Raw genomic sequence first — 18,446 nt, forward strand, 5'->3', positions numbered from 1 at the left:
TTTTCGCCCACCAGATGCAATCTCGGCGCAGAGGCGCGAGCTTCCCGAATGACAGGGCCACCTCCACAACGAGGTGGCCCTGTTGCGTGCGTCAGTCCTGGCTGCTGACCCGGTCTCCGATGAACGCCAGCAGTCGCGGGTCCGCGCTCGTGAACCGGGCGGCCTCCTCACCGCCGTCACAGCGCAACAACGCCACGGTCACCTCCGACGAGGTGCGGTCGATCACCTGCCACACCGCCCCCGCGTCCTCCCACCGTTGCAGTTCGGCGGCGCGGTCTTCGATCATCGGCTCAGCCTCTCACCTAAGCTTCGCCCCGTGCACGGTGTTCTGGGTGTCGCCATCGCCGCGACGTTCATCTGGCTCGGCATGGTGGCCGCGATCTCTTTCCTGGAGGCGCCGCTGAAGTTTCGCGCCCCGGGCGTCACGCTCCAGGTCGGGCTCGGCATCGGGCGGCTGGTGTTCCGCGCGCTCAACGGCTGCGAGGTGGTGCTGGCGGCGACGGCGGTGACGGTCACACTGCTCAACGGCGGCTCGGCGGCGGCTCTGGTCGCACTGCTCACCGCGACGCTGATGCTGGCCGCTCAGATCGTGTTCGTCCGGCCGGCGCTGACCCGGCGCTCCGATCAGGTGCTGGCCGGCGCCGAGGGGCCGCGTTCCCGTGCGCACTACGTCTACGTCGCCCTGGAGTCGGTCAAGGTGGTCGCGCTGATCATCGGCGGCGTGCTGCTGCTGGCGTAGCGAATGTAGGTAAAGCTTGCCTCACCTGCTCGGGTAGGCTCTGCGCTCACGATGACTGACGTTCTGCCGATCCTTCCGCGGGAGCTCACCGAGATCAGTGACGAGGTGCGCGCCGTGCCGCCGCCGCCGATCCCGCTTCTCGATGAGCCGTACCAGATTCGGCTCGTCGACCCGGACGCCGATGCGGCGATGATCTCGGAGTGGATGAACCGTCCGCACCTGGCCGAGGCGTGGGAGTACGACCGCCCGGTGCAGTGGTGGCACGGCTACCTGCGCGCGCAGCTGGCCGGCCGGTACTCGCGGCCGCTGATCGGCACGTTCAAGGGTGAGCCGCACGGGTACATCGAGGTCTACCGCGCGGCAAAGGATTCCATCGCGCCGCGGTATGACGCTCATCCCTACGATCTCGGTTTGCACGCCGCGATCGCCGACCTCGACATCGTCAACCGCGGCTTCGGGCCGATCCTGCTGCCGCGCCTGGCGGCCAGCCTGTTCGCGATCGAAGCGCAGTGCCGGCGCATCATGTTCGACCCTGACCACCGCAACGTCGGCGCCCGCCGGTTGTGCGAGTACGCCCGATGTGACTTCCTCGGCGAACACCAGATGTCGAACCGGCGGATGGCGCTGTACGCGCTGAACCGGCCCGACTAGTCGGAAGGTGCTGCGCCGCCGATCATCTCGGCGTAGCTGTCGAAGTCCGGTTTCATCGCCGCGGCCACCAGCTCCCAGAGCACCTCGTCGGTGCCGCCGCCGACCCGGGCGAGTTTCATGTCGCGCCACCACCGGCCCAGCGGGGTCTCGTCGACCAGGTAGCCCGAACCGCCGAAGATGTGCATGCACTCGGAGAGCACTTCCTCACCCAGCCTGGCCGCGGTGACCTTGACCGCTGCGGCGGCCCGCAGATCCAACTTGCCCTGCGCCGCGATGCCGTGGAGGCCGTGGCGGAGCAGGTCGACCCTGGCCTGCAGATCGGCCATCCGCAGCCGTAGCGCCTGATGCTCGAAAAGCGTTGCGCCGAACTGGCGCCGCTGCACCATGCGCGCATGGGTGACACCCAGCACGCGCTGACAGGACGACGCCACCTGACCGGCGATGGACATGCGTTCGTGCGCGAGTCCCCACGAGATCGCCGCCAACCCGGTCCCGGCGCGCGCCACCAGATGGTCGGCCGGCACCCAGGTGTCGATGTGCACGGCCGCGGTGTCCAACGGGCCGGCGCCGACCTTGCGGTACGGCGCCTGGACCTCGACCTGGGTGGTGGGCACGGCGATCACGAGCACGTTGCCGTGCCTGCTGGCCGGATCGTTGTCCACCCCGCGGGCCACGACGATGATGTGATCGGCTATGGGGGACAACGACACGAACTTCTTGACCCCGCGAACGTGGAAGCCGTCACCGACGGAGCGGACCTCGGTCTCGACGATCTGCAGATCCGAGCCGCCCGACTCTTCCGACGCGCCGATGCACAGCACGGCCTCGCCGTCGATGGCCTGCTCGCACACCGCTTTGAGGTGGTCGGACCTACCGAACCGGCGCAGCACCGCGATCGCCGAGTCGTGCAGGCTGACGCCGACGCCGATGCCCGCCGAACCCAGCCGGCCGAGATGGAATGCCAGCTCGTTGAGTTTGGCCACGTCGGGGTGTTGCCCGCCCGCCGGGCCCCATTTGCTGCGGAACACCCCTGCCGCGCCGAGGTGTTCGATGAGCTTGCGGGGGAACCGTTCGGAGGCTTCGGCTTCGGCCGTCCATTCGGTCACCTTGTCGTCGAAGACCTCCGCGAGCAGGTCGCGGTAGCTGTCGACGTCGGTGGACGACGAGGTCATACCCGGGAAGCCTCCAGATCTCGTTTGACTTGCAGACGTCGCAGCTTCCCCGAGGACGTCCGGGGCAGTGAGCCGGGCGCCAGGAATACGACGTCGGCGGGGACGACGCCGCAGTGCGACGCAACCCGCTGTACCACTTCGCTTCTCGCGCCCGCTTCGTCGGGGCCACGGAACTCGGCGGCGATGATGAGCCCCTGCCTGGCGGAGTCGCCGTCGGTGCCGACCGCGACGACGGCCCCGTCGCGGACACCGCGGACCTGTGCCGCGATCCGTTCCACCTCGCTGGGGAAGATGTTGCGTCCGGCGACGGTGATGAGCTCCTTGACCCGGCCGCACACGACCAGCCCGTCGTCGGTGACATATCCGAGATCGCCGGTGCGGAACCACTGTCCGGGAGGCGGCGGCTCCTCGCCCAGGTAACCCGTCATCATCGACGTCCCGCGGATCTCGATCTCGCCGATGACGTGGTCACCGGCTCGCCCGGAATGCTCGGACTCCGAGATCCGCAGCTCCATCCCGGGGATCGGGCGGCCGAGCACCGCGTGCCGACGTATCGCGTCGGTCACGGGATCGGTGATCTCCTCCACCAACAGACCCGTCCCCGGGGTGGGAGAGGTGACCGCACAGGTCGATTCGGCCAAACCGTAGGACGGGGCCGCGGCACGCGGGTCGAGCCCGAACCGGGCCAGTTCGTCGAGGAACAGCCGGAAGCCGTCGCAGTCGATGGGTTCGCCACCGTTGATGGCGAACCGCAGACGGCCCAGGTCGACGTCGGGCACCCGGCGGGCGTACTTGCCGATCACCGAGTACGCGAAATTCGGTGCGGCGGTGAGGCTCGCGCGGCTCTCCGACAACCAGCTCAGCCACCGGAACGGTGACGCGGCGAATGCGGCGGTCGGCGCGAGCCACATGTCGGCACCGGCCAGGAAGCCGGTGAGCAGGAACGTGAGCCCCATGTCGTGGTAGAGGGGGAGCCACGTCAGGCCGATGTCGTCGGCCGGATCTGCCGCGGTGTGCTGCAGCAACCCGGCGACGTTGTTCAGCACCGCCTCGGGCGAGAGCATCGCGGTCCGCGGTGTTCCGGTCGAGCCCGCCGTCCCCTGCAGCACCGCAGGAGCGCCGTGCGGGGCGGTCTGCGGGGCCAGGGTGCTCGAGCGCTGCGCGTGACCGGCCTCGCGCACGTCGTGGACCGTCAGCGGTGATCCGTTGGTGCGCAACAACTCCAGCTGCGCACCGTGGCTGAAGACCTGCGAGACGCCGATGCCGGCGAAGCGGTCGGCGGTGGCGTGCGCCCACTGCTGGTCGTCGGCGCCGCGCACGGGTCCGGGCAGGATCGAAAGCGCACGGCCGGCCAGCCAGGCGCCCTGGATTCCGGCGACGAATTCCACCGTGGGTTCACCGACGAGGCCGACGGCGCCGTCGGCTCCGTCCAGCACCCGTGCGGCGATGTTCTCCGCGCGCGCATGCACTTCCGGCCACGGGTGGCGGTTCCACCGTCCGGTGTCGCGGTCGAGCAGCACCAGGTCCCGCGACGAGGACGTCATCGCCCGCGACAGTGCCGAAGCCAGGGCGCTCACTGAGCCGTAGGCGTCTTGGCCAGGATGGCCTGTTCCAGATCGCCGACGGTGTTGCAGGTCAGCAGGTCTTCCTCCGACAGCGCGACACCGAGCTTGTCCTCGATCGCGACCATGCCGACCGCGAACGCCACGGAGTCCAGACCGACGTCGTCGATCAGCCGCGAATCCCGCGTGATGCGGGTGACGTCGACGTTCAGGTCGTCGCGCAGGATCTCCTCAAGGGCGGCGCCGAGGCCATGCGGGGGTGACGTGCTCATGGCGGCAGAGGTTACCTCTTCGAATAAAGATAGGCTACCCTCACTCGCAGCGGCGGGTTCAGGGGTAGAGGCTGCCGAAGCTCTGGTCCCCGTTCACCTCGAGCAGGCCGGGAATGGTCTCCACGGTGACCAGTCCCTCGCGTTCGGTGAGTTCGTCGACGATCGGGTAGCTCGCAGCGATATTGGCCGCGGTGTCGATGATCACCGTCGTCACCGGAACCTGGCGGCCCACCTGGAGAAGCCGGTCGCCGTGGGGCAGCGCGCCGCCGCGGAAGCCCCAGATGGCGCGCAGCACGGTGGCTCCGCTGGCATGGCCGGAGTCTTTGAGCCGCTGCACCAGTGCGCGGTGGATCGGCTGCCCGCGGTGCAGGGACGCTTCCCCGGTGTGCACCGTCAGGCGCTGGTACGGGCCGTCCGACGCGCTGGGGCTCGCGAGCTGCCTGCCGTCGTTCTTGCACACCCGCGTCGGGGCGACGCCGAACAGCGCGTCGGGCAGTACGGCGCGCAGTGCGTCGGCCGCCGCCACCGCCTGTGTCGTCGTCCCGACGCCGACGACCGACAACGGGACATCGGTGTTTCGGCTGAAAAAGCGTGCGCGACGGCGTATTCCGTCGACAGTGCCGTCCACCCCGAGATACACGTCGGCCCCGGCGAATCCGTGGGCGTGCAGGACGTCGCACACCGCGAGGTAACCGGGTGCGCCCGACAGGCGCTGGTGGCGGCCCAGGTGCAGTGCCAGGCGCACGGTGTCCTCGGCGCGCGGTTCGCTGCCGCGCAGGATGCGGGCGGGTTCGACGGCGAGGACACCGCGTCCGATGAGCGCGGCCGCGTCGTCGGTCAAAGCCGAGATCCGGGCCGGGGTGTCGACGGCCCAGACGCCGACCGGGGGGTCCTCCGACAGACTCAGGGACCGGTCGCTGCGGGTGCGGTGGGTCGGCCCGAAACTGGCGATGCCGCGCACCATCACGCTGGTGGCGATGCGCCGCCGGTCGAACAGGTCCAGCAGCGCGTCGGCGGCGAACCGGTTGCCCGCGCGTTGGCGTTCGGCGAAGTATGCCGTCAGGGTGACGATGTCGTCGGTCACAGCAGGCCTCCCAGCGCCTGGCCCGACCACGCGGCGCCGACTCCCAGACCGGCGCTGACGACGATGTTGCCCAGAGCGGACCAGAGCTGGCGTTCCTCGGCGAGGCGGTGGGTCTCCAGCATCCACGTCGAGAACGTCGTGTACGACCCGACGAACGCGGTGCCGGCCAGCAGCGCGACGTGCGGCGGAAGCACCAGGCCCGCCAAGAATCCGAGCAGCAGTGCGCCGCTGACGTTGACGACCAGCGTGCCGAACGGAAAGGACGACGACACCCGCCGCGACACGGCCTTGTCGACGGTGAACCGCGCGACCGCCCCCAGGCCTCCGAGCAGCGCCACGCCGCACCAGAGCACCACCTGCGTCATCGGCGCACCCGCACCTGACGGACCAGGACGGTGCCGAGGTAGGCGACGGTCAGGCCCATCACCACGCTGGACGCGGTGTAACCGGCGGCCAGGCCGTAGTGGCCGTGCTCGAGCATCGTCAGGGTCTCGACCTGCATGGTGGAGAAGGTGGTGAGTCCACCGCACACTCCGGTGCCCAGGAAAGGCCGCCGGTAACTGGAGACCGGTAGGCGTTCGAGCAGGCGGGTGACGAACACGCCGAGCAGGAACGCGCCCACGATGTTGGCGGTGAACGTCGCCCACGGCCAGTCGTCGGGCCGGGTGGGAACAAGAACCGCCAGGCCGGCGCGCGCCAGCGTGCCCAGCGCCCCACCGGCGAACACGGCAGCCAGTTCACGCCGGTCGTAGGCCATGTGCGAAGTATGCCGCCCCGGAGGCGGTCCGGAGCGCCACCAAGGAGCAGAATCGACACCATGGCGGCCAACCCCCGCGCCGGGCAGCCGGCGCAAGCAGAGGACCTCATCGACATCGCGGCGGTGGTGACCGCGTACTACACGCTCGCTCCCGACCCGGACAACGTGGATCAGCAGGTGGCGTTCGGCACGTCGGGCCACCGCGGCTCGAGCCTGGACGTGGCGTTCAACGAGGCGCACATCCTGGCCACCACACAGGCGATCGTGGAGTACCGCGCCGCCCAGGGGACCACGGGCCCGCTGTTCATCGGCCGCGACACCCACGCGCTGTCGGAGCCGGCCTGGGCCTCCGCGCTGGAGGTGCTCGCCGCCAATGACGTTGTCGCGATGATCGATTCGGCGGACCGCTACACCCCGACGCCGGCGGTCAGCCATGCCATCCTGTCCTTCAACCGGGGTCGGGAGGGCGACCTCGCCGACGGGATCGTCGTGACGCCGTCGCACAACCCGCCGCGCGACGGCGGTTTCAAGTACAACCCGCCCAACGGCGGACCCGCCGACACCGACGCCACGAGTGTGATCGCCAAACGGGCCAACGAGATCCTGCGTGGCGGGCTCGCCGATGTGAAGCGCATGCCGCTGACACGGGCGCTGGGCACCGCGCAGCGGCACGACTATCTCGACGCCTATGTCGCCGACCTGCCCAACGTCGTCGACCTGCACGCGATCCGCGCCGAGGGCATCCGCATCGGCGCCGACCCGCTCGGCGGGGCCAGCGTCGACTACTGGGGCGCGATCGCCGAGCGGTACAACCTCGACCTGACCGTGGTGAACCCGTTGGTCGACGCGACGTGGCGGTTCATGACACTGGACACCGACGGCAAGATCCGGATGGACTGCAGCTCGCCGAACGCGATGGCCTCGCTGATCGCCAACCGGGACTCGTACCAGATCGCCACCGGTAACGACGCCGATTCCGACCGGCACGGCATCGTCACTCCGGACGGCGGGCTGCTCAACCCGAACCACTATCTGGCCGTGGCGATCGACTACCTGTTCGCCCACCGTCCGGAGTGGTCCGCTGAGACCGCGGTCGGTAAGACGGCGGTCAGCTCGTCGATCATCGACCGCGTGGTGGCCGGGCTCGGCCGCAAACTGGTCGAGGTGCCCGTCGGCTTCAAATGGTTCGTCAGCGGGCTCATCGACGGGTCCATCGGCTTCGGCGGCGAGGAGAGCGCCGGGGCGTCCTTCCTGCGTCGCGACGGCTCGGTGTGGACCACCGACAAGGACGGCATCATCCTGGCGCTGCTGGCTTCGGAGATCCTCGCGGTGACCGGTACGTCGCCGTCGCAGAGGTACGCCGAGCTGACCGAGCGTTACGGCGCGCCGGCGTATGCCCGCATCGACGCCCCGGCGAATCGGGAGCAGAAGGCACGGCTGGCGAAGCTGTCGCCCGAGCAGGTGACCGCGACCGAGCTGGCGGGGGAGCCGATCACCGCGAAACTGACCTCCGCGCCCGGCAACGGCGCCCCGTTGGGCGGGCTGAAGGTGACCACCGAGAACGCGTGGTTCGCCGCGCGGCCGTCGGGCACCGAGGACGTCTACAAGATCTACGCCGAATCATTCCGCGGCCCTGACCATCTCGTGGAGGTCCAGGACGCCGCCCGAGAAGTGGTGAACAAGGTCATTTCGTGAGGCTGGTCATTTCGTGAGTTCGCGCACGGAGGACGACTGTCCGGGCGCAACCAGGCAGCGGCTGCCCCGCGAGGTGTGGGTACTGGTGGTCGCCAACTTCGTGGTGGCGCTGGGCTACGGCGTGGTGGCGCCGGTGCTGCCGCAGTACGCGCGCCATTTCGGGGTCAGCATCGCCGCCGCGACGTTCGTCATCACCGCGTTCGCGGTGATGCGCCTGGTGGGCGCGCCGACGGCCGGGATGCTCGTACAGCGGCTGGGGGAGCGGCGGATCTACCTCAGCGGCCTGATCATCGTCGCGCTGTCCACTGCCGCCTGCGCATTCGCCGAAACCTATTGGCAGCTACTGCTTTTCCGCTCGCTGGGCGGGGTCGGTTCGGCGATGTTCACGGTGTCCTCGCTCGGTCTGATGATCCGGATATCGCCGCCGGATGCGCGCGGCCGGGTCGCCGGCCTGTTCTCGTCGGGCTTCATGGTCGGCTCGGTGGGCGGGCCCGTCCTGGGCAGTCTGACGGCCGGGTTCGGACTGTCGGCGCCCTTCCTGATCTACGGCGCCGCGCTGCTGGTGGCCGCGACGGTGGTGTTCGTCAGTCTGCGCAACTCGACCGTGGTCGGTCAGCAGGACGAGGACGCGGAACCGCCGGTGCCGTTCCGGTCGGTGTTCGGTCACCGGGCCTACCGGGCGGCGTTGTTCTCCAACTTCGCGACCGGGTGGGCGTCGTTCGGGTTGCGCATCGCGCTGGTGCCGCTGTTCGTGGTGGAGGTGCTGGGCCGCAGCCCGGGCGCGGCCGGGCTGGCGCTGACGGCGTTCGCGGTGGGCAACATCTCCGTCGTCATCCCGAGCGGGCATCTGTCGGACCGGCTCGGACGACGCAAGCTGATGATCTTCGGGCTCGCGCTGGCGGCGGTCTCGACCGCGCTGGTGGGGTTCACCAGCTCGTTCCCGGTGTTCCTGGCGGCGGCCTACGTGGCCGGGGCGGCCACTGGGATCTTCGTCTCACCGCAGCAGGCCGCCGTCGCCGACGTGGTCGGCAACAAGTCGCGCGGGGGCACCGCGATCGCGACGTTCCAGATGATGGCCGACCTGGGCTCGATCGGTGGTTCGCTGCTGGTGGGACTGATCGCGCAGTACACCTCGTTCGGCTGGGCGTTCCTGGTCAGCGGCATCATCCTCGGCATCGCCGCGGTGGGCTGGATCTTCGCGCCCGAGACGCGGCCCCGGGCGTCGACCGAGCACACGCAGGCCCGCCCGCTCGGTCCTGAGGCCGGTGGTGAAGTCCCGTGACCAGCGATTTTGAACCGCAACGCGTCGTGGTGTAACTTCGGTGAGCACAACAAGGGGCTATGGCGCAGTTGGTAGCGCACCACACTGGCAGTGTGGGGGTCAGGGGTTCGAATCCCCTTAGCTCCACCCACGGAACGAGCAGTTCAGTAATCGGCCGCGCCGGTCGGCGTCATCTACCGAAAGCGATCATGTCCGAGGACCAGGTCACCGACGTTCCCCCGAATCACCTCTCCATTGATCCGAACAGCCCCTTCTACAACGAAGAGGCGCTGCTCCGCGACGTCGGCATCCGCTTCAACGGCGCCGAGAAGACCAATGTCGTCGAATACGACGTGGCCGAGGGTTGGGTGCGCGTCGAGGTGCCCACCGCCAAGGATCGCCGCGGGAATCCCATGGTCATGAAATTCAGCGGCACGGTTGAGCCGTTTTTCCGCCAGGCGAAGAACTAGATCTCGAGGCGCTCGCCACGCATCGCCTAGTTGCCGGTTCCACCAATCGGGTGCTCATAGCGGACAGTGATGCTGCCGCTGCGACCGGCGAACTTCGTACGACAGGCCTCCGGTTCTTCCGCTTCGATGGGGGAAGATCCTGCTCCCGATTCCGTGATATGAGTTCACTAATGCCATCGGCCGGGGCTTTTCTGGTGATACGAACGGTTCTCCCGCAGTTCTCCATGCAATCTCTTTGCACTCTTCAAGTGCCGCGCGCGGCTGCCCCGAATCATCGAGGCCATGAGTACACGCAGATCGATCGGTCCCGTCGTAAGCATCGTGGCGGTCGGCGTCGTCGGCGTTGGGCTGTGGCTGGCGAACGTAGCGCAGACCCCGGCACCGCCCACACAGATCGCGGAGGCCTCGGTGGCCCCCGCGGTCGCCGCACCGCCTGAACCCGCTCCATCGGCACTCCCGGCCCCGCAAGGATTTGCGGCGCGGGCCGAGTACGTCGCGGAAATTCCGGTCCGGGGAGGGGTGCTGAATGTTGAGCTCGCCGTCGACGGCGAGAACGCCAAGGCGTACGCGTGCGACAACGCCGGCATCGAGACCTGGCTATCCGGCCCGGCGATCGACAGCGCCGTTCGTCTGACCGACACCACCGGTGCCAACCGGCTCAATGGCGAGCTTCGCAACGGTTCGATCGTCGGCACATTGTGGATCGGCGAACGCAGCTGGGAGTTCGAAGCCGCGCCCGTCGGTGGCGACTATGCGAACTGACGCTGACACCGATACCACTACGCTTCGCGTGCCGGCCGCCCGCGGCGGAGTCGGGTTGATCGCCGCCGTCGCGGCCGGGGCGTTGGTGGCCGTCGGCCTCGGCGTCTTCGGCCGAGTCCATGAGCCTCAGTTCTTCGCGATCAACGTGGCCGGCTTCTCCAGCCCGACGGCGGTCAAATCGTGGATGGCGACGCTTTCCGTGGTGTTGGCACTCTTCCAGTTGGGTTCGGCACTGGTCATGTACCGGCTCATGCCGCGGGGCCGCGTCCCGTCATGGATCGTGCCCGCCCACGTGTGGTCCGGCCGGTTGGCTGTGTTGTCCAGCGTTCCGGTCGCCGTGCACTGTCTTTATGCGCTCGGGTTCGCCGGATCCGACAGTCGCGTACTTTTTCACTCGTTGTTCGCGTGCTTCTTCTACGGTGCGTTCGTAACAAAGATGGTCCTGCTGACGCGTAAAGGCCTGGCGGGCTGGGTTATTCCGGTCGCCGGCGGTGTCCTGTTCTTTGCCTTGGTCTATGTGTGGTTGACCTCGGCATTGTGGTTCTTTCAGCTCAACGGCCTCATCTTCTAGACCTTCGGCACTAAGGAAATCAGCATGAATGGCATGAAGCTCTGTCTCACCCGGGAGCAGTTCCTCGTCTCGGCGGGTCTCGCCGGTGTCGCCGTCGGCGCTTCGGCGTGCGCCGGATACGGACAGCCGCCCGCTGGCTCGGTAGCGAGCACCACTGCGAACCAGACTGCGAACCAGACCGTTCCGCCTGCCGTCGCGGCGACCCCGATCGCTGCCACGGCGGACATTCCGGTCGGATCGGGAGTGATCGTCGAGGACATCGTCATCACCCAGCCCACCGCGGGTGTGTACCGCGCATTCTCGGCCGTGTGCACCCATGCGGGCTGCAGTCTGGCCGACGTGTCCGACGGAACGATCAACTGCCCCTGTCACGGAAGCAAGTTCAACCTCGACGGCACTGTCGCCAACGGACCCGCCACGCGACCGCTGGAGGGCAAGTCCGTCGCGGTGGATGGTGATGTGATCACAGCAGGCTGACCCGTACGCCTGCTTCGCAGGCGGTGATCGACCCCGGCACTGCTGAGCAGATGCCCAGCAATTCGGAGACGTAGCCGCCGTCCTCCGGTAGCTTGCGCTGCATGCCCTTGGAGCTGGCCGCGTTCTTTCGGACGACTCTGCCACTCGACCTCGGCGGGCTCGAAGCCCTCGATGATGGTCGCTACCACTCCCTTTGGCTGCCCGATCATCTCGTGAGCTTCTGGCCCGACTCGATCTGGACACCCGAGTTCACCGACCTCGCCGAGGTCTCCCCGTCGCCGCACCGCTACCTCGATGCGCTCGCGCTCGCCGGCGCCGTCGCGGCCCGCACGACCCGTACCCGGCTCGCCACCAGCGTCCTCGACACCGTCCGCCGTCACCCGGTGATGCTGGCGCAGTCCGCACTGACCCTCAGCCATCTGTCCGACGGCCGCTTCATCCTGGGGCTCGGTGCCGGCGAACGCGAGAACCTGGCCCCCTACGGCTTCGACCACCGCGCCACGGTGAGCCGATTCGCCGAGGCGCTCCGGTTGATCCGGCTGCTATGGAACGCCGACGGACCGATCGACTTCGCCGGGCAGTTCTTCACGCTGGAGCACGCACGGTTGGACACCGAACTGCACCGCACCGGCCCGCCGCCGGTCTGGATCGGGGCCAACGGTCTCCGCATGCTGCGCCTGGTCGGTGAGCTCGGCGACGGCTGGTGGCCGACGGGCAGCGCCGGGCCCGAGACGTATGCGAGCCAGCTGGCGCACATCCGGGACGCGGCCGAGCAGGCCGGGCGCGACCCGGACGCGATCACGCCGGCGAAGATGGTGGTCTGCCTCATCGGTGAGCCCGACGAACTGGGCGAGATCATGCAACGTCCGCTGGTGAAGTCACTGGTACTGCAGCTGACCGCCGACGCGCTGGCCGCCGCCGGTCACCGGCATCCGATGGGGGAGCACTGGCGCGGCATCCAGGACATCGACCCGCGCGCGCTGACCCGCGACCGACTGCTCCGGCTCTTCGAGCTGGTCGACCCGGCCGCGATCCTGTCCGTCGTCCCGCACGGCACGCCGAAACAGGTCGCCGCGCAGATCGCCGCATTCGGTGAGGCCGGTGCCCGGGTCGTCTCGGTGCTCGACTACAGCGGAATGGCCGGGCAGGTGTACGCCGCCGAGTCGGCGCGCAAAGTTCGCGAGGTCGAGGACGCCCTACTGCAGCTCACAGGAAGCACGCCATGACACTCTTGGACACCGACGTCCTCATCGCCGACGCGCAGGAGTCGACGGGGCTCACCGACTTCGGCGACGACACCCTGCCCGCGCGCGTGGCACTGGTCGTCGACCGGCTCAACAGCGCTGGGCTCGACGACGCCGGCTCACGGGCAGCCGCGCACACGATCAACGGACTGCTGTCGAGTCGTCTGCGCTTCATGGCTGACCGTGCGCGCCTACCGCTTGCGGCGGAGCGCATCTCGGACCCGCTCTTCGCCACCGGAGAGCCGCGCTCGGGCACCACGCTGCTGCATGCACTGCTCGCCGAGGACGAGGACTCGCGGGCCCTGCGGTTCTGGGAGGTCATGTACCCGTCGCCGCCACCCGGCCCGGCCGCCGACGACGATCCGCGCCGCGCGCAGGCCGATGCCGACTGGCGCAAGATCCTCGACCGCATCCCGCCGTGGATCGTCAGCCACCCCTACAACGATCTGCTCGGCGAAGGATTGCCCGAATGTGAACGCACCTGGGCCTTCGACTTCCGCGCGACGAATCCCAGCGCCTGGTGGCGGGTTCCCATGACCATTCAGAACTTCCCACAGGACCCTCACGCGCAGTACGCGCTGCACCGGATGATGCTGCAACACATCCAGTACGCCCGATCGCCGAAACGGTGGGTGCTCAAAGGCTTTCACGGCCGACGCCTGCAAGCGCTGTTCGACACCTATCCCGACGCCCGTATCGTCTGGGTGCACCGCGACCCCGTGCAGGTGCTCGCCTCGCAGGTCGTGGCCTTCGGGCAGATCAACGAAAGCCTTGCCGGGACGCTGGACTGGGCGCAGTACGCAAAAGCCACGATCGAGGGGTCGCGAGCCAACTTCCATGCCTACCTCACCGACCCGCTCGTGGACGACCCGCGCATCCACCACGTCCGCTACCGCGATTTCGTCGCCGACCCGGTCGCCACGATCGGTGGCTTCTACGACTTCGCCGGAGTGCCCTTCACGGCCAACACCGAGAAGACGATGTGCGACTACCTTGTCACCAATCGCAGCGACCGCTACGGCAAGTTCAGCTACTCCACCGACGTGCTGCCGGTTCCCGTGCAACAGCTGCACGACGAATTCGCCACCTATCGCGAGCGGTTCGGCATCGACATCGAGACGAGGCGCTGATGGCCTTCGGTGACACCGACGACGACCAGGCGCTGCGCGCAGCCTGGCACCAATTCTGCGACCGGCTCAGGGACGCAGGAGATCTCGCGTTCAAGGACACCTCCCCGGCAAACGCCCTGCAGCGGGCCGACGCCTTCCGCTACCTGACGCAGAACCTCGGCCAGGCCTACGATCTCGCCTTGGAGACCAAGAACACCCGTTATCCGCAGATTCACCCGTTCTGCGGGCCGACCCGCAAGCTCGGCGGCGACAACGCCGACTTCGTCTATCTGCAGGCGTGGATCGACGGCACGTCGACGTACCGGATCGCGGGGGACCGGGGCACTGCGCGGTTCCTCAACTTCACCGTCCAAGGGCCGCGTCCCGAGAAGGACGTGTACTACGGCGCCGATCACCCGAACCTGCACGAGCCGTTCGGCGACACGCCCGAGGTGAACATCACCGGCGACGACCTGGTGACCGAGCCCGACGGCAGTTTCGAACTCTACGTCGGTGGCCCCCGGCGAGAACAGAATTGGCTACCGACCACCCCGGGATCGCGAAAACTGTTCATGCGGCAGGGTTTCGACTCCTGGGCGGAGCGCTCGGCGCAATTCAGCATCGAGCGCATCGAGATGGACGAGCCGCGTCCGGTGCCGACGCCGCAGGATCTGATCGCGTCGATGCAGTGGGCCGGCGACTTCCTCGCCGGGGTGATGACGGACTGGCCCGACCGCGAACTGCAGATCGGCTCGTTGTTCGGCGAGCCCGAGCCGAATGTGTTTCCCGGAGCCCGGTTCGCCGGCACGGCGGAGCAACGCGATGCGCGCCGCGGCCGGCTCATCGTCACGATGCCGTGGCGTCTCAGCCCGGACGAAGCGTTGATCTTCGAGTTCCCCGACGACGGGGAGTTCTGGATGCTGACCAACATGGGCGCGTTCTGGAACAGCATGGACTACCTGTACCGGCCGGTGAGCCACACACCGAGCAGATCGGCGGTCGACCCCGACGGCCGCGTGCGAATGGTGATGGCGCACAACGACCCCGGCGTGCACAACTGGATCGACACCCAGCGTTTCAGCGAGGGGTATCTCACGATGCGCGTCATCGGGAGCCGGCAGCTGCCCGAGGTCAGCACCAGGGTCGTCCCCGTGGCCGAACTGGATACCGTGCTGCCGGCCGACACCCGACGTGTCACGTCCGAGGAGCGGGCCGCGCAGCTGCACGAACGCTTCGACGCCATCCGAGGCAGGTACAGGATCTGACATGGACCCGAAACTCCAGACGCTGGCCGCATCGGCCTTCGACAATGTCTACCACGTGGGTCACCTTGTCCCCGATCTGGTCTCGGCCATGCAGTCACTCGCCGGAGCCATGCAGATCACGTGGGCGCCGCCGTTCGAAATGCGCAGCGGCTTCACCCGCCCGGACGGATCCAGCGACGACCAGCCGGTCCGCCTCGCGTTCTCCACATCCGGCCCGCCGTACCTGGAGCTCATCGAAGTCGTCCCCGCCGTCGACTCGATCTTCGCCGAACCGACGCTCGGCGGTATGCACCACATCGGCTACTACGCGCAGCGCTGGCGCGACGACGCCGCGCGGCTGCAGGACGAAGGCTGGGAGTTGGAGCGCACGGGTGCCGGTGTCGCGTTCCTGCGCGACCCGCGCAGCGGGCTGCGCGTGGAAGTGGTGAGCGTCAAGGGCCGCGACTTCCTGAGCCGGGTGCTCAGCGGTGAGATGGCCGAGACTTACCCACTGACCGAGCACCCGTGACCGCGGTCGCGCACACCTCGTACGGAGCACTGCGCGGCGACTCGACCGCAGACGTCGTCGTGTTTCGCGGTGTGCCGTACGCGGCGCCACCGACCGGAGAGAGGCGTTGGTGCCCACCGCAACCCGTGCCGAGCTGGACGGGCGTGCGGGAGGCGACCGCGTTCGGGCCGATCTCTCCGCAGGACATCTCACCGCAGCGGCTCGCCAAGCGGGGTCTCACGATGAGCGAGGACTGCCTGACGCTCAACATCTGGACGCCCGCGGCCGACGACAGCCGCCGACCCGTGCTGGTCTTCCTGCACGGCGGCGGACAGGCACAGGGGCACGGATCGGCTCCACTCCTCGACGGTGCGCGACTCGCCCGCCGAGGCGACATCGTGGTGGTGACGCTGAACTTCCGGCTCGGGGTGCTGGGGTCGCTGTACGCGCCGGACTGGCACGGGGTCGGTTCCACCAACCTGGCACTGCGCGACCAGAGGCACGCGCTGCAGTGGGTGCGCGAGCAGATCGGCGCTTTCGGCGGCGATCCGGGTTCGGTCACGGTGGCGGGTCAGTCCTCCGGTGCGATCGCGATATCGGCGATGCTCGCGGGCGGGTGCGATCTCTTCGACCGCGCGATCCTGCAGAGCGGTGGCCTGGAGCGCGTGCGTTCGACGGCGGCTGCCGCGGCGGTGGCCGAACAACTCGGTGCCCTGAGAGGCGGCAACGAGCCCGCCGTCGAGGAAATCCTTGCCGCACAGTGCGGCATCGACAGCGGATTCGTGCCGCCGCAGGGCCCGTTTCATCCCTGCATCGACGGTGACGTGATCGCCGAGCACCCGTTGGTGGCCGCGCGCACGCGCGACATGCCGCCGATTCCGATCCTCGCCGGGACGACGCGCGACGAATGGCGGATCTTCGACGCCGTGCTCGACGACAGCGTCTTCACCGAGCAGTACGTGCGGGACAGGGCACACGCACTCGCGGGGGACGGTCACGACGCCGCCGCGGTGATGGCGACGTACCGCTCCTACCACCGCACGCTTCGCGACGCCGCCAGCGCGATGGTCACCGATTACCACTTCACCGCGCCGACCGAGCAGTTCGTCCGGGCACACGCCGAGCGCGGCAACGCGGTGTTTCGCTATGAGCTGCAATGGCTCTCTCCGCGTGCCGGATTCGGGGCCTGTCATGATTCGTGTCTGGCTCTGGTATTCGGCAACCTGGACGCTGCACCTGCGCTTGCTGGTAACGATGAAGCTGCGCGCCACATGTCGGATGCCGTTCAGCAGCTGTGGCTGGAGTTCGTTCGTGGGGGAGAGCCCTGGGAACGCTACGACGGTACCGGTGGTCCCACCATGCTGCTCGGCCCCGAGGCCGGCGTCGCGCGCGGCCACCGCGCAGACCAACTTGCTATTTGGGAGAACTGCTATCCCGCCTACGGATAGCGGTCTGTGAGGTCCGCAGGTCGGCCCGAGTTCGTCGGCTGGCAACACGACCGCTTTCGCGATACCGATACCTCCGGCGAGATCGGCATAGTGCTGTACGGATCCATACCTAGAGCTCTTGGGCCCCGGTCGACATGACGTCCGCGTTCGCCGCACTCGACCGCGTCCTTGAGCGGGTCTGCACCGCGCACCGGAGGCCGCCCGGCACGGGTAGCCGGTAGGTGCCGCCGAGGAAGCGCTCCGGTCGTTCTACGATCTGAGTCCGAAAGGATGATGCCGTGACTACCGACCCCACAGGCCAGCTGTCGCCCGACGACGCCGCGACGACCGGAGTCCGATTCGTCCTGACCTTGTCGTGCCCGGATCGCGCCGGAATCGTGCAAGCCGTCGCCAACGCGCTGGTCGAGGCCGACTGCTCGATCACCGACAGCCAGCAGTTCAGCGACGCGCCGTCGCGACGGTTCTTCATGCGGGTGGCCTTCGTGCGCGAGTGCGGCCCGATCGCCCGGGACTCGCTGGAATCCGTCATCTCCAGGCACGTCGACGGTTTCGGCATGTCGTGGCAGCTCTACGACGCCGCGGACCGGCACCGCATCGTGGTGATGGTCTCAAAGCAGGGACATTGCTTGTCGGACTTGCTGTTCCGGGTGCATTCCGGGTTGTTGCCGGTCGACATCGTGGCCGTGGTCTCCAACCACCCCGACTTCGAGGAGCTGACCCGCTGGTACGGCATCCCGTTCCACCACGTTCCGGTCACCAGGGAGACCAAGCCTCACGCGGAGAACGAGCTGCGGGAGATCATCGCCCGGTACTCCGCGGACACCGTCGTGTTGGCCCGGTACATGCAGGTGCTGTCGAACGAGCTGTGCCGCGAGCTGGAGGGCCGGGCCATCAACATCCACCACAGCCTGCTGCCGAGTTTCAAGGGTGCCCGGCCCTACTACCAGGCCTACGATCGCGGCGTGAAGGTCATCGGAGCCACAGCCCACTATGTGACCGCCGATCTCGACGAGGGTCCCATCATCGAGCAGGACTTCGTCCGGGTGGACCACACCCGTGACCCGGGGGAACTCGCCGCCATGGGCCGCGACAACGAGGCGCTGGCGCTGGCGCGCGCGGTGAAGTGGCATGCGGAGCGGCGGGTGCTGCTGTTCGGTAACCGGACCATCGTCTTCACCTAGCCACGGGTGACCGCGACGCAGCGCGCAGACGTGCGGCGCCGCCGCGCATACGGATGGCGGTGTGCGACTCCGCGGCGGTCAGGCCGCCCGGTTGTCGGGTGGTGCGGGTCCGCCGGGTTCGCCGGGGTTGTCGGTGGGTTGCGGGGTGTCCGGTTCGGCGTCGTGGACTTCGTTTGCGCCGGCGGGCTCGGCGGGTTCGGGTTCCGGGTCCTCGGGTGGTCGCAGGAGTCGTTCGGGTT

Annotated in this window: 21 protein-coding genes, 1 tRNA gene and 1 pseudogene; 15 read left to right on the forward strand and 8 right to left on the reverse strand. The window is 68.4% G+C overall.

Annotated features, from left to right (window positions below):
• Positions 1-91 precede the first annotated feature (91 nt).
• The gene (locus MVA01S_RS21525) at positions 92-286 is read right to left on the reverse strand and encodes a hypothetical protein (protein ID WP_003928879.1); all 195 of its coding nucleotides are present in this window, start codon (positions 284-286) and stop codon (positions 92-94) included.
• Between the two features lie 81 nt (positions 287-367).
• Between MVA01S_RS21525 and MVA01S_RS21530 the strand changes: the two genes are divergently transcribed.
• Together MVA01S_RS21530 and MVA01S_RS21535 are read left to right on the forward strand one after the other, a co-directional pair.
• Positions 368-739, forward strand: a complete 372-nt coding sequence (locus MVA01S_RS21530; RefSeq protein WP_051015209.1) for a hypothetical protein — start codon at positions 368-370, stop codon at positions 737-739.
• 51 nt (positions 740-790) lie between these two features.
• On the forward strand, positions 791-1,390 hold the full coding sequence (locus MVA01S_RS21535; RefSeq protein ID WP_003928877.1) for a GNAT family N-acetyltransferase: 600 nt from the start codon (positions 791-793) through the stop codon (positions 1,388-1,390).
• On the opposite strand, the gene mbtN is transcribed toward MVA01S_RS21535, so the two are convergent.
• Genes mbtN through crcB (MVA01S_RS21565) form a run of 6 tightly spaced genes read right to left on the reverse strand, consistent with a single transcriptional unit; the run spans position 1,387 to position 6,237 of the window.
• The gene (mbtN, locus tag MVA01S_RS21540) at positions 1,387-2,562 is read right to left on the reverse strand and encodes a mycobactin biosynthesis acyl-ACP dehydrogenase MbtN (protein WP_003928876.1); all 1,176 of its coding nucleotides are present in this window, start codon (positions 2,560-2,562) and stop codon (positions 1,387-1,389) included. The two genes, MVA01S_RS21535 and mbtN, sit on opposite strands and share 4 nt — an antisense overlap.
• Positions 2,559-4,139 (reverse strand): long-chain-fatty acid--ACP ligase MbtM, encoded by a 1,581-nt coding sequence (mbtM, locus tag MVA01S_RS21545; RefSeq protein WP_003928875.1) that lies wholly within the window; start codon positions 4,137-4,139, stop codon positions 2,559-2,561. The genes mbtN and mbtM overlap by 4 nt, the downstream gene beginning before the upstream one ends.
• Complete coding sequence (locus MVA01S_RS21550; protein ID WP_003928874.1) at positions 4,136-4,396, reverse strand: acyl carrier protein; 261 nt, start codon at positions 4,394-4,396, stop codon at positions 4,136-4,138. The genes mbtM and MVA01S_RS21550 overlap by 4 nt, the downstream gene beginning before the upstream one ends.
• A 58-nt stretch (positions 4,397-4,454) precedes the next feature.
• A complete protein-coding gene (locus tag MVA01S_RS21555; RefSeq protein WP_003928873.1) occupies positions 4,455-5,480 on the reverse strand; it encodes a DUF190 domain-containing protein in 1,026 nt (341 codons plus the stop codon).
• The gene (crcB, locus tag MVA01S_RS21560; RefSeq protein ID WP_003928872.1) at positions 5,477-5,845 is read right to left on the reverse strand and encodes a fluoride efflux transporter CrcB; all 369 of its coding nucleotides are present in this window, start codon (positions 5,843-5,845) and stop codon (positions 5,477-5,479) included. The genes MVA01S_RS21555 and crcB (MVA01S_RS21560) overlap by 4 nt, the downstream gene beginning before the upstream one ends.
• Positions 5,842-6,237 (reverse strand): fluoride efflux transporter CrcB, encoded by a 396-nt coding sequence (gene crcB, locus MVA01S_RS21565; RefSeq protein WP_003928871.1) that lies wholly within the window; start codon positions 6,235-6,237, stop codon positions 5,842-5,844. Before crcB (MVA01S_RS21565) ends, crcB (MVA01S_RS21560) begins: the two co-directional genes overlap by 4 nt.
• A gap of 60 nt (positions 6,238-6,297) precedes the next feature.
• Here crcB (MVA01S_RS21565) and pgm point away from each other — a divergent pair, with 60 nt between their 5' ends.
• The 13 genes from pgm to purU all read left to right on the forward strand — a co-directional run bounded on the left by pgm (position 6,298) and on the right by purU (position 18,207).
• Positions 6,298-7,932, forward strand: a complete 1,635-nt coding sequence (gene pgm / locus MVA01S_RS21570) for a phosphoglucomutase (alpha-D-glucose-1,6-bisphosphate-dependent) (protein WP_003928870.1) — start codon at positions 6,298-6,300, stop codon at positions 7,930-7,932.
• 13 nt (positions 7,933-7,945) lie between these two features.
• Positions 7,946-9,214 carry an MFS transporter gene (locus MVA01S_RS21575; RefSeq protein ID WP_003928869.1) on the forward strand — a complete coding sequence of 423 codons (1,269 nt, stop codon included), beginning with the start codon at positions 7,946-7,948 and terminating at the stop codon, positions 9,212-9,214.
• A gap of 53 nt (positions 9,215-9,267) precedes the next feature.
• Positions 9,268-9,340: transfer RNA gene (locus MVA01S_RS21580), tRNA-Ala, on the forward strand.
• A 62-nt stretch (positions 9,341-9,402) separates the two neighbouring features.
• Positions 9,403-9,663: a DUF3297 family protein gene (locus tag MVA01S_RS21585; RefSeq protein WP_003928868.1), complete on the forward strand. Its 261-nt coding sequence runs from the start codon at positions 9,403-9,405 to the stop codon at positions 9,661-9,663.
• 321 nt (positions 9,664-9,984) lie between these two features.
• A complete protein-coding gene (locus MVA01S_RS21590; protein ID WP_003928867.1) occupies positions 9,985-10,425 on the forward strand; it encodes a hypothetical protein in 441 nt (146 codons plus the stop codon).
• A complete protein-coding gene (locus MVA01S_RS21595) occupies positions 10,415-10,996 on the forward strand; it encodes a DUF6529 family protein (protein ID WP_169801771.1) in 582 nt (193 codons plus the stop codon). Before MVA01S_RS21590 ends, MVA01S_RS21595 begins: the two co-directional genes overlap by 11 nt.
• A 33-nt stretch (positions 10,997-11,029) precedes the next feature.
• Entirely contained in the window at positions 11,030-11,473 is a 444-nt protein-coding gene (locus tag MVA01S_RS21600; protein WP_003928865.1) for a QcrA and Rieske domain-containing protein, read from the forward strand.
• Between the two features lie 101 nt (positions 11,474-11,574).
• Positions 11,575-12,699 (forward strand): LLM class flavin-dependent oxidoreductase, encoded by a 1,125-nt coding sequence (locus MVA01S_RS21605; protein WP_003928864.1) that lies wholly within the window; start codon positions 11,575-11,577, stop codon positions 12,697-12,699.
• Entirely contained in the window at positions 12,696-13,847 is a 1,152-nt protein-coding gene (locus MVA01S_RS21610) for a sulfotransferase family protein (RefSeq protein ID WP_003928863.1), read from the forward strand. The genes MVA01S_RS21605 and MVA01S_RS21610 overlap by 4 nt, the downstream gene beginning before the upstream one ends.
• A complete protein-coding gene (locus tag MVA01S_RS21615; protein ID WP_003928862.1) occupies positions 13,847-15,091 on the forward strand; it encodes a DUF1214 domain-containing protein in 1,245 nt (414 codons plus the stop codon). The genes MVA01S_RS21610 and MVA01S_RS21615 overlap by 1 nt, the downstream gene beginning before the upstream one ends.
• 1 nt (position 15,092) lies before the next feature.
• Positions 15,093-15,599: a VOC family protein gene (locus tag MVA01S_RS21620; protein WP_003928861.1), complete on the forward strand. Its 507-nt coding sequence runs from the start codon at positions 15,093-15,095 to the stop codon at positions 15,597-15,599.
• Entirely contained in the window at positions 15,596-17,026 is a 1,431-nt protein-coding gene (locus tag MVA01S_RS21625) for a carboxylesterase/lipase family protein (RefSeq protein ID WP_003928860.1), read from the forward strand. The genes MVA01S_RS21620 and MVA01S_RS21625 overlap by 4 nt, the downstream gene beginning before the upstream one ends.
• Positions 17,027-17,304: 278 nt before the next feature.
• On the forward strand, positions 17,305-18,207 hold the full coding sequence (purU, locus tag MVA01S_RS21630) for a formyltetrahydrofolate deformylase (protein WP_003928859.1): 903 nt from the start codon (positions 17,305-17,307) through the stop codon (positions 18,205-18,207).
• 78 nt (positions 18,208-18,285) lie between these two features.
• Here the strand turns inward: purU and MVA01S_RS32450 are convergent.
• Positions 18,286-18,446, reverse strand: a pseudogene (locus tag MVA01S_RS32450) (HNH endonuclease signature motif containing protein); the annotation flags it as partial.

It is taken from the genome of Mycolicibacterium vaccae NBRC 14118 = CIP 105934 (assembly GCF_001552715.1).
Lineage (GTDB): Bacteria > Actinomycetota > Actinomycetes > Mycobacteriales > Mycobacteriaceae > Mycobacterium > Mycobacterium vaccae.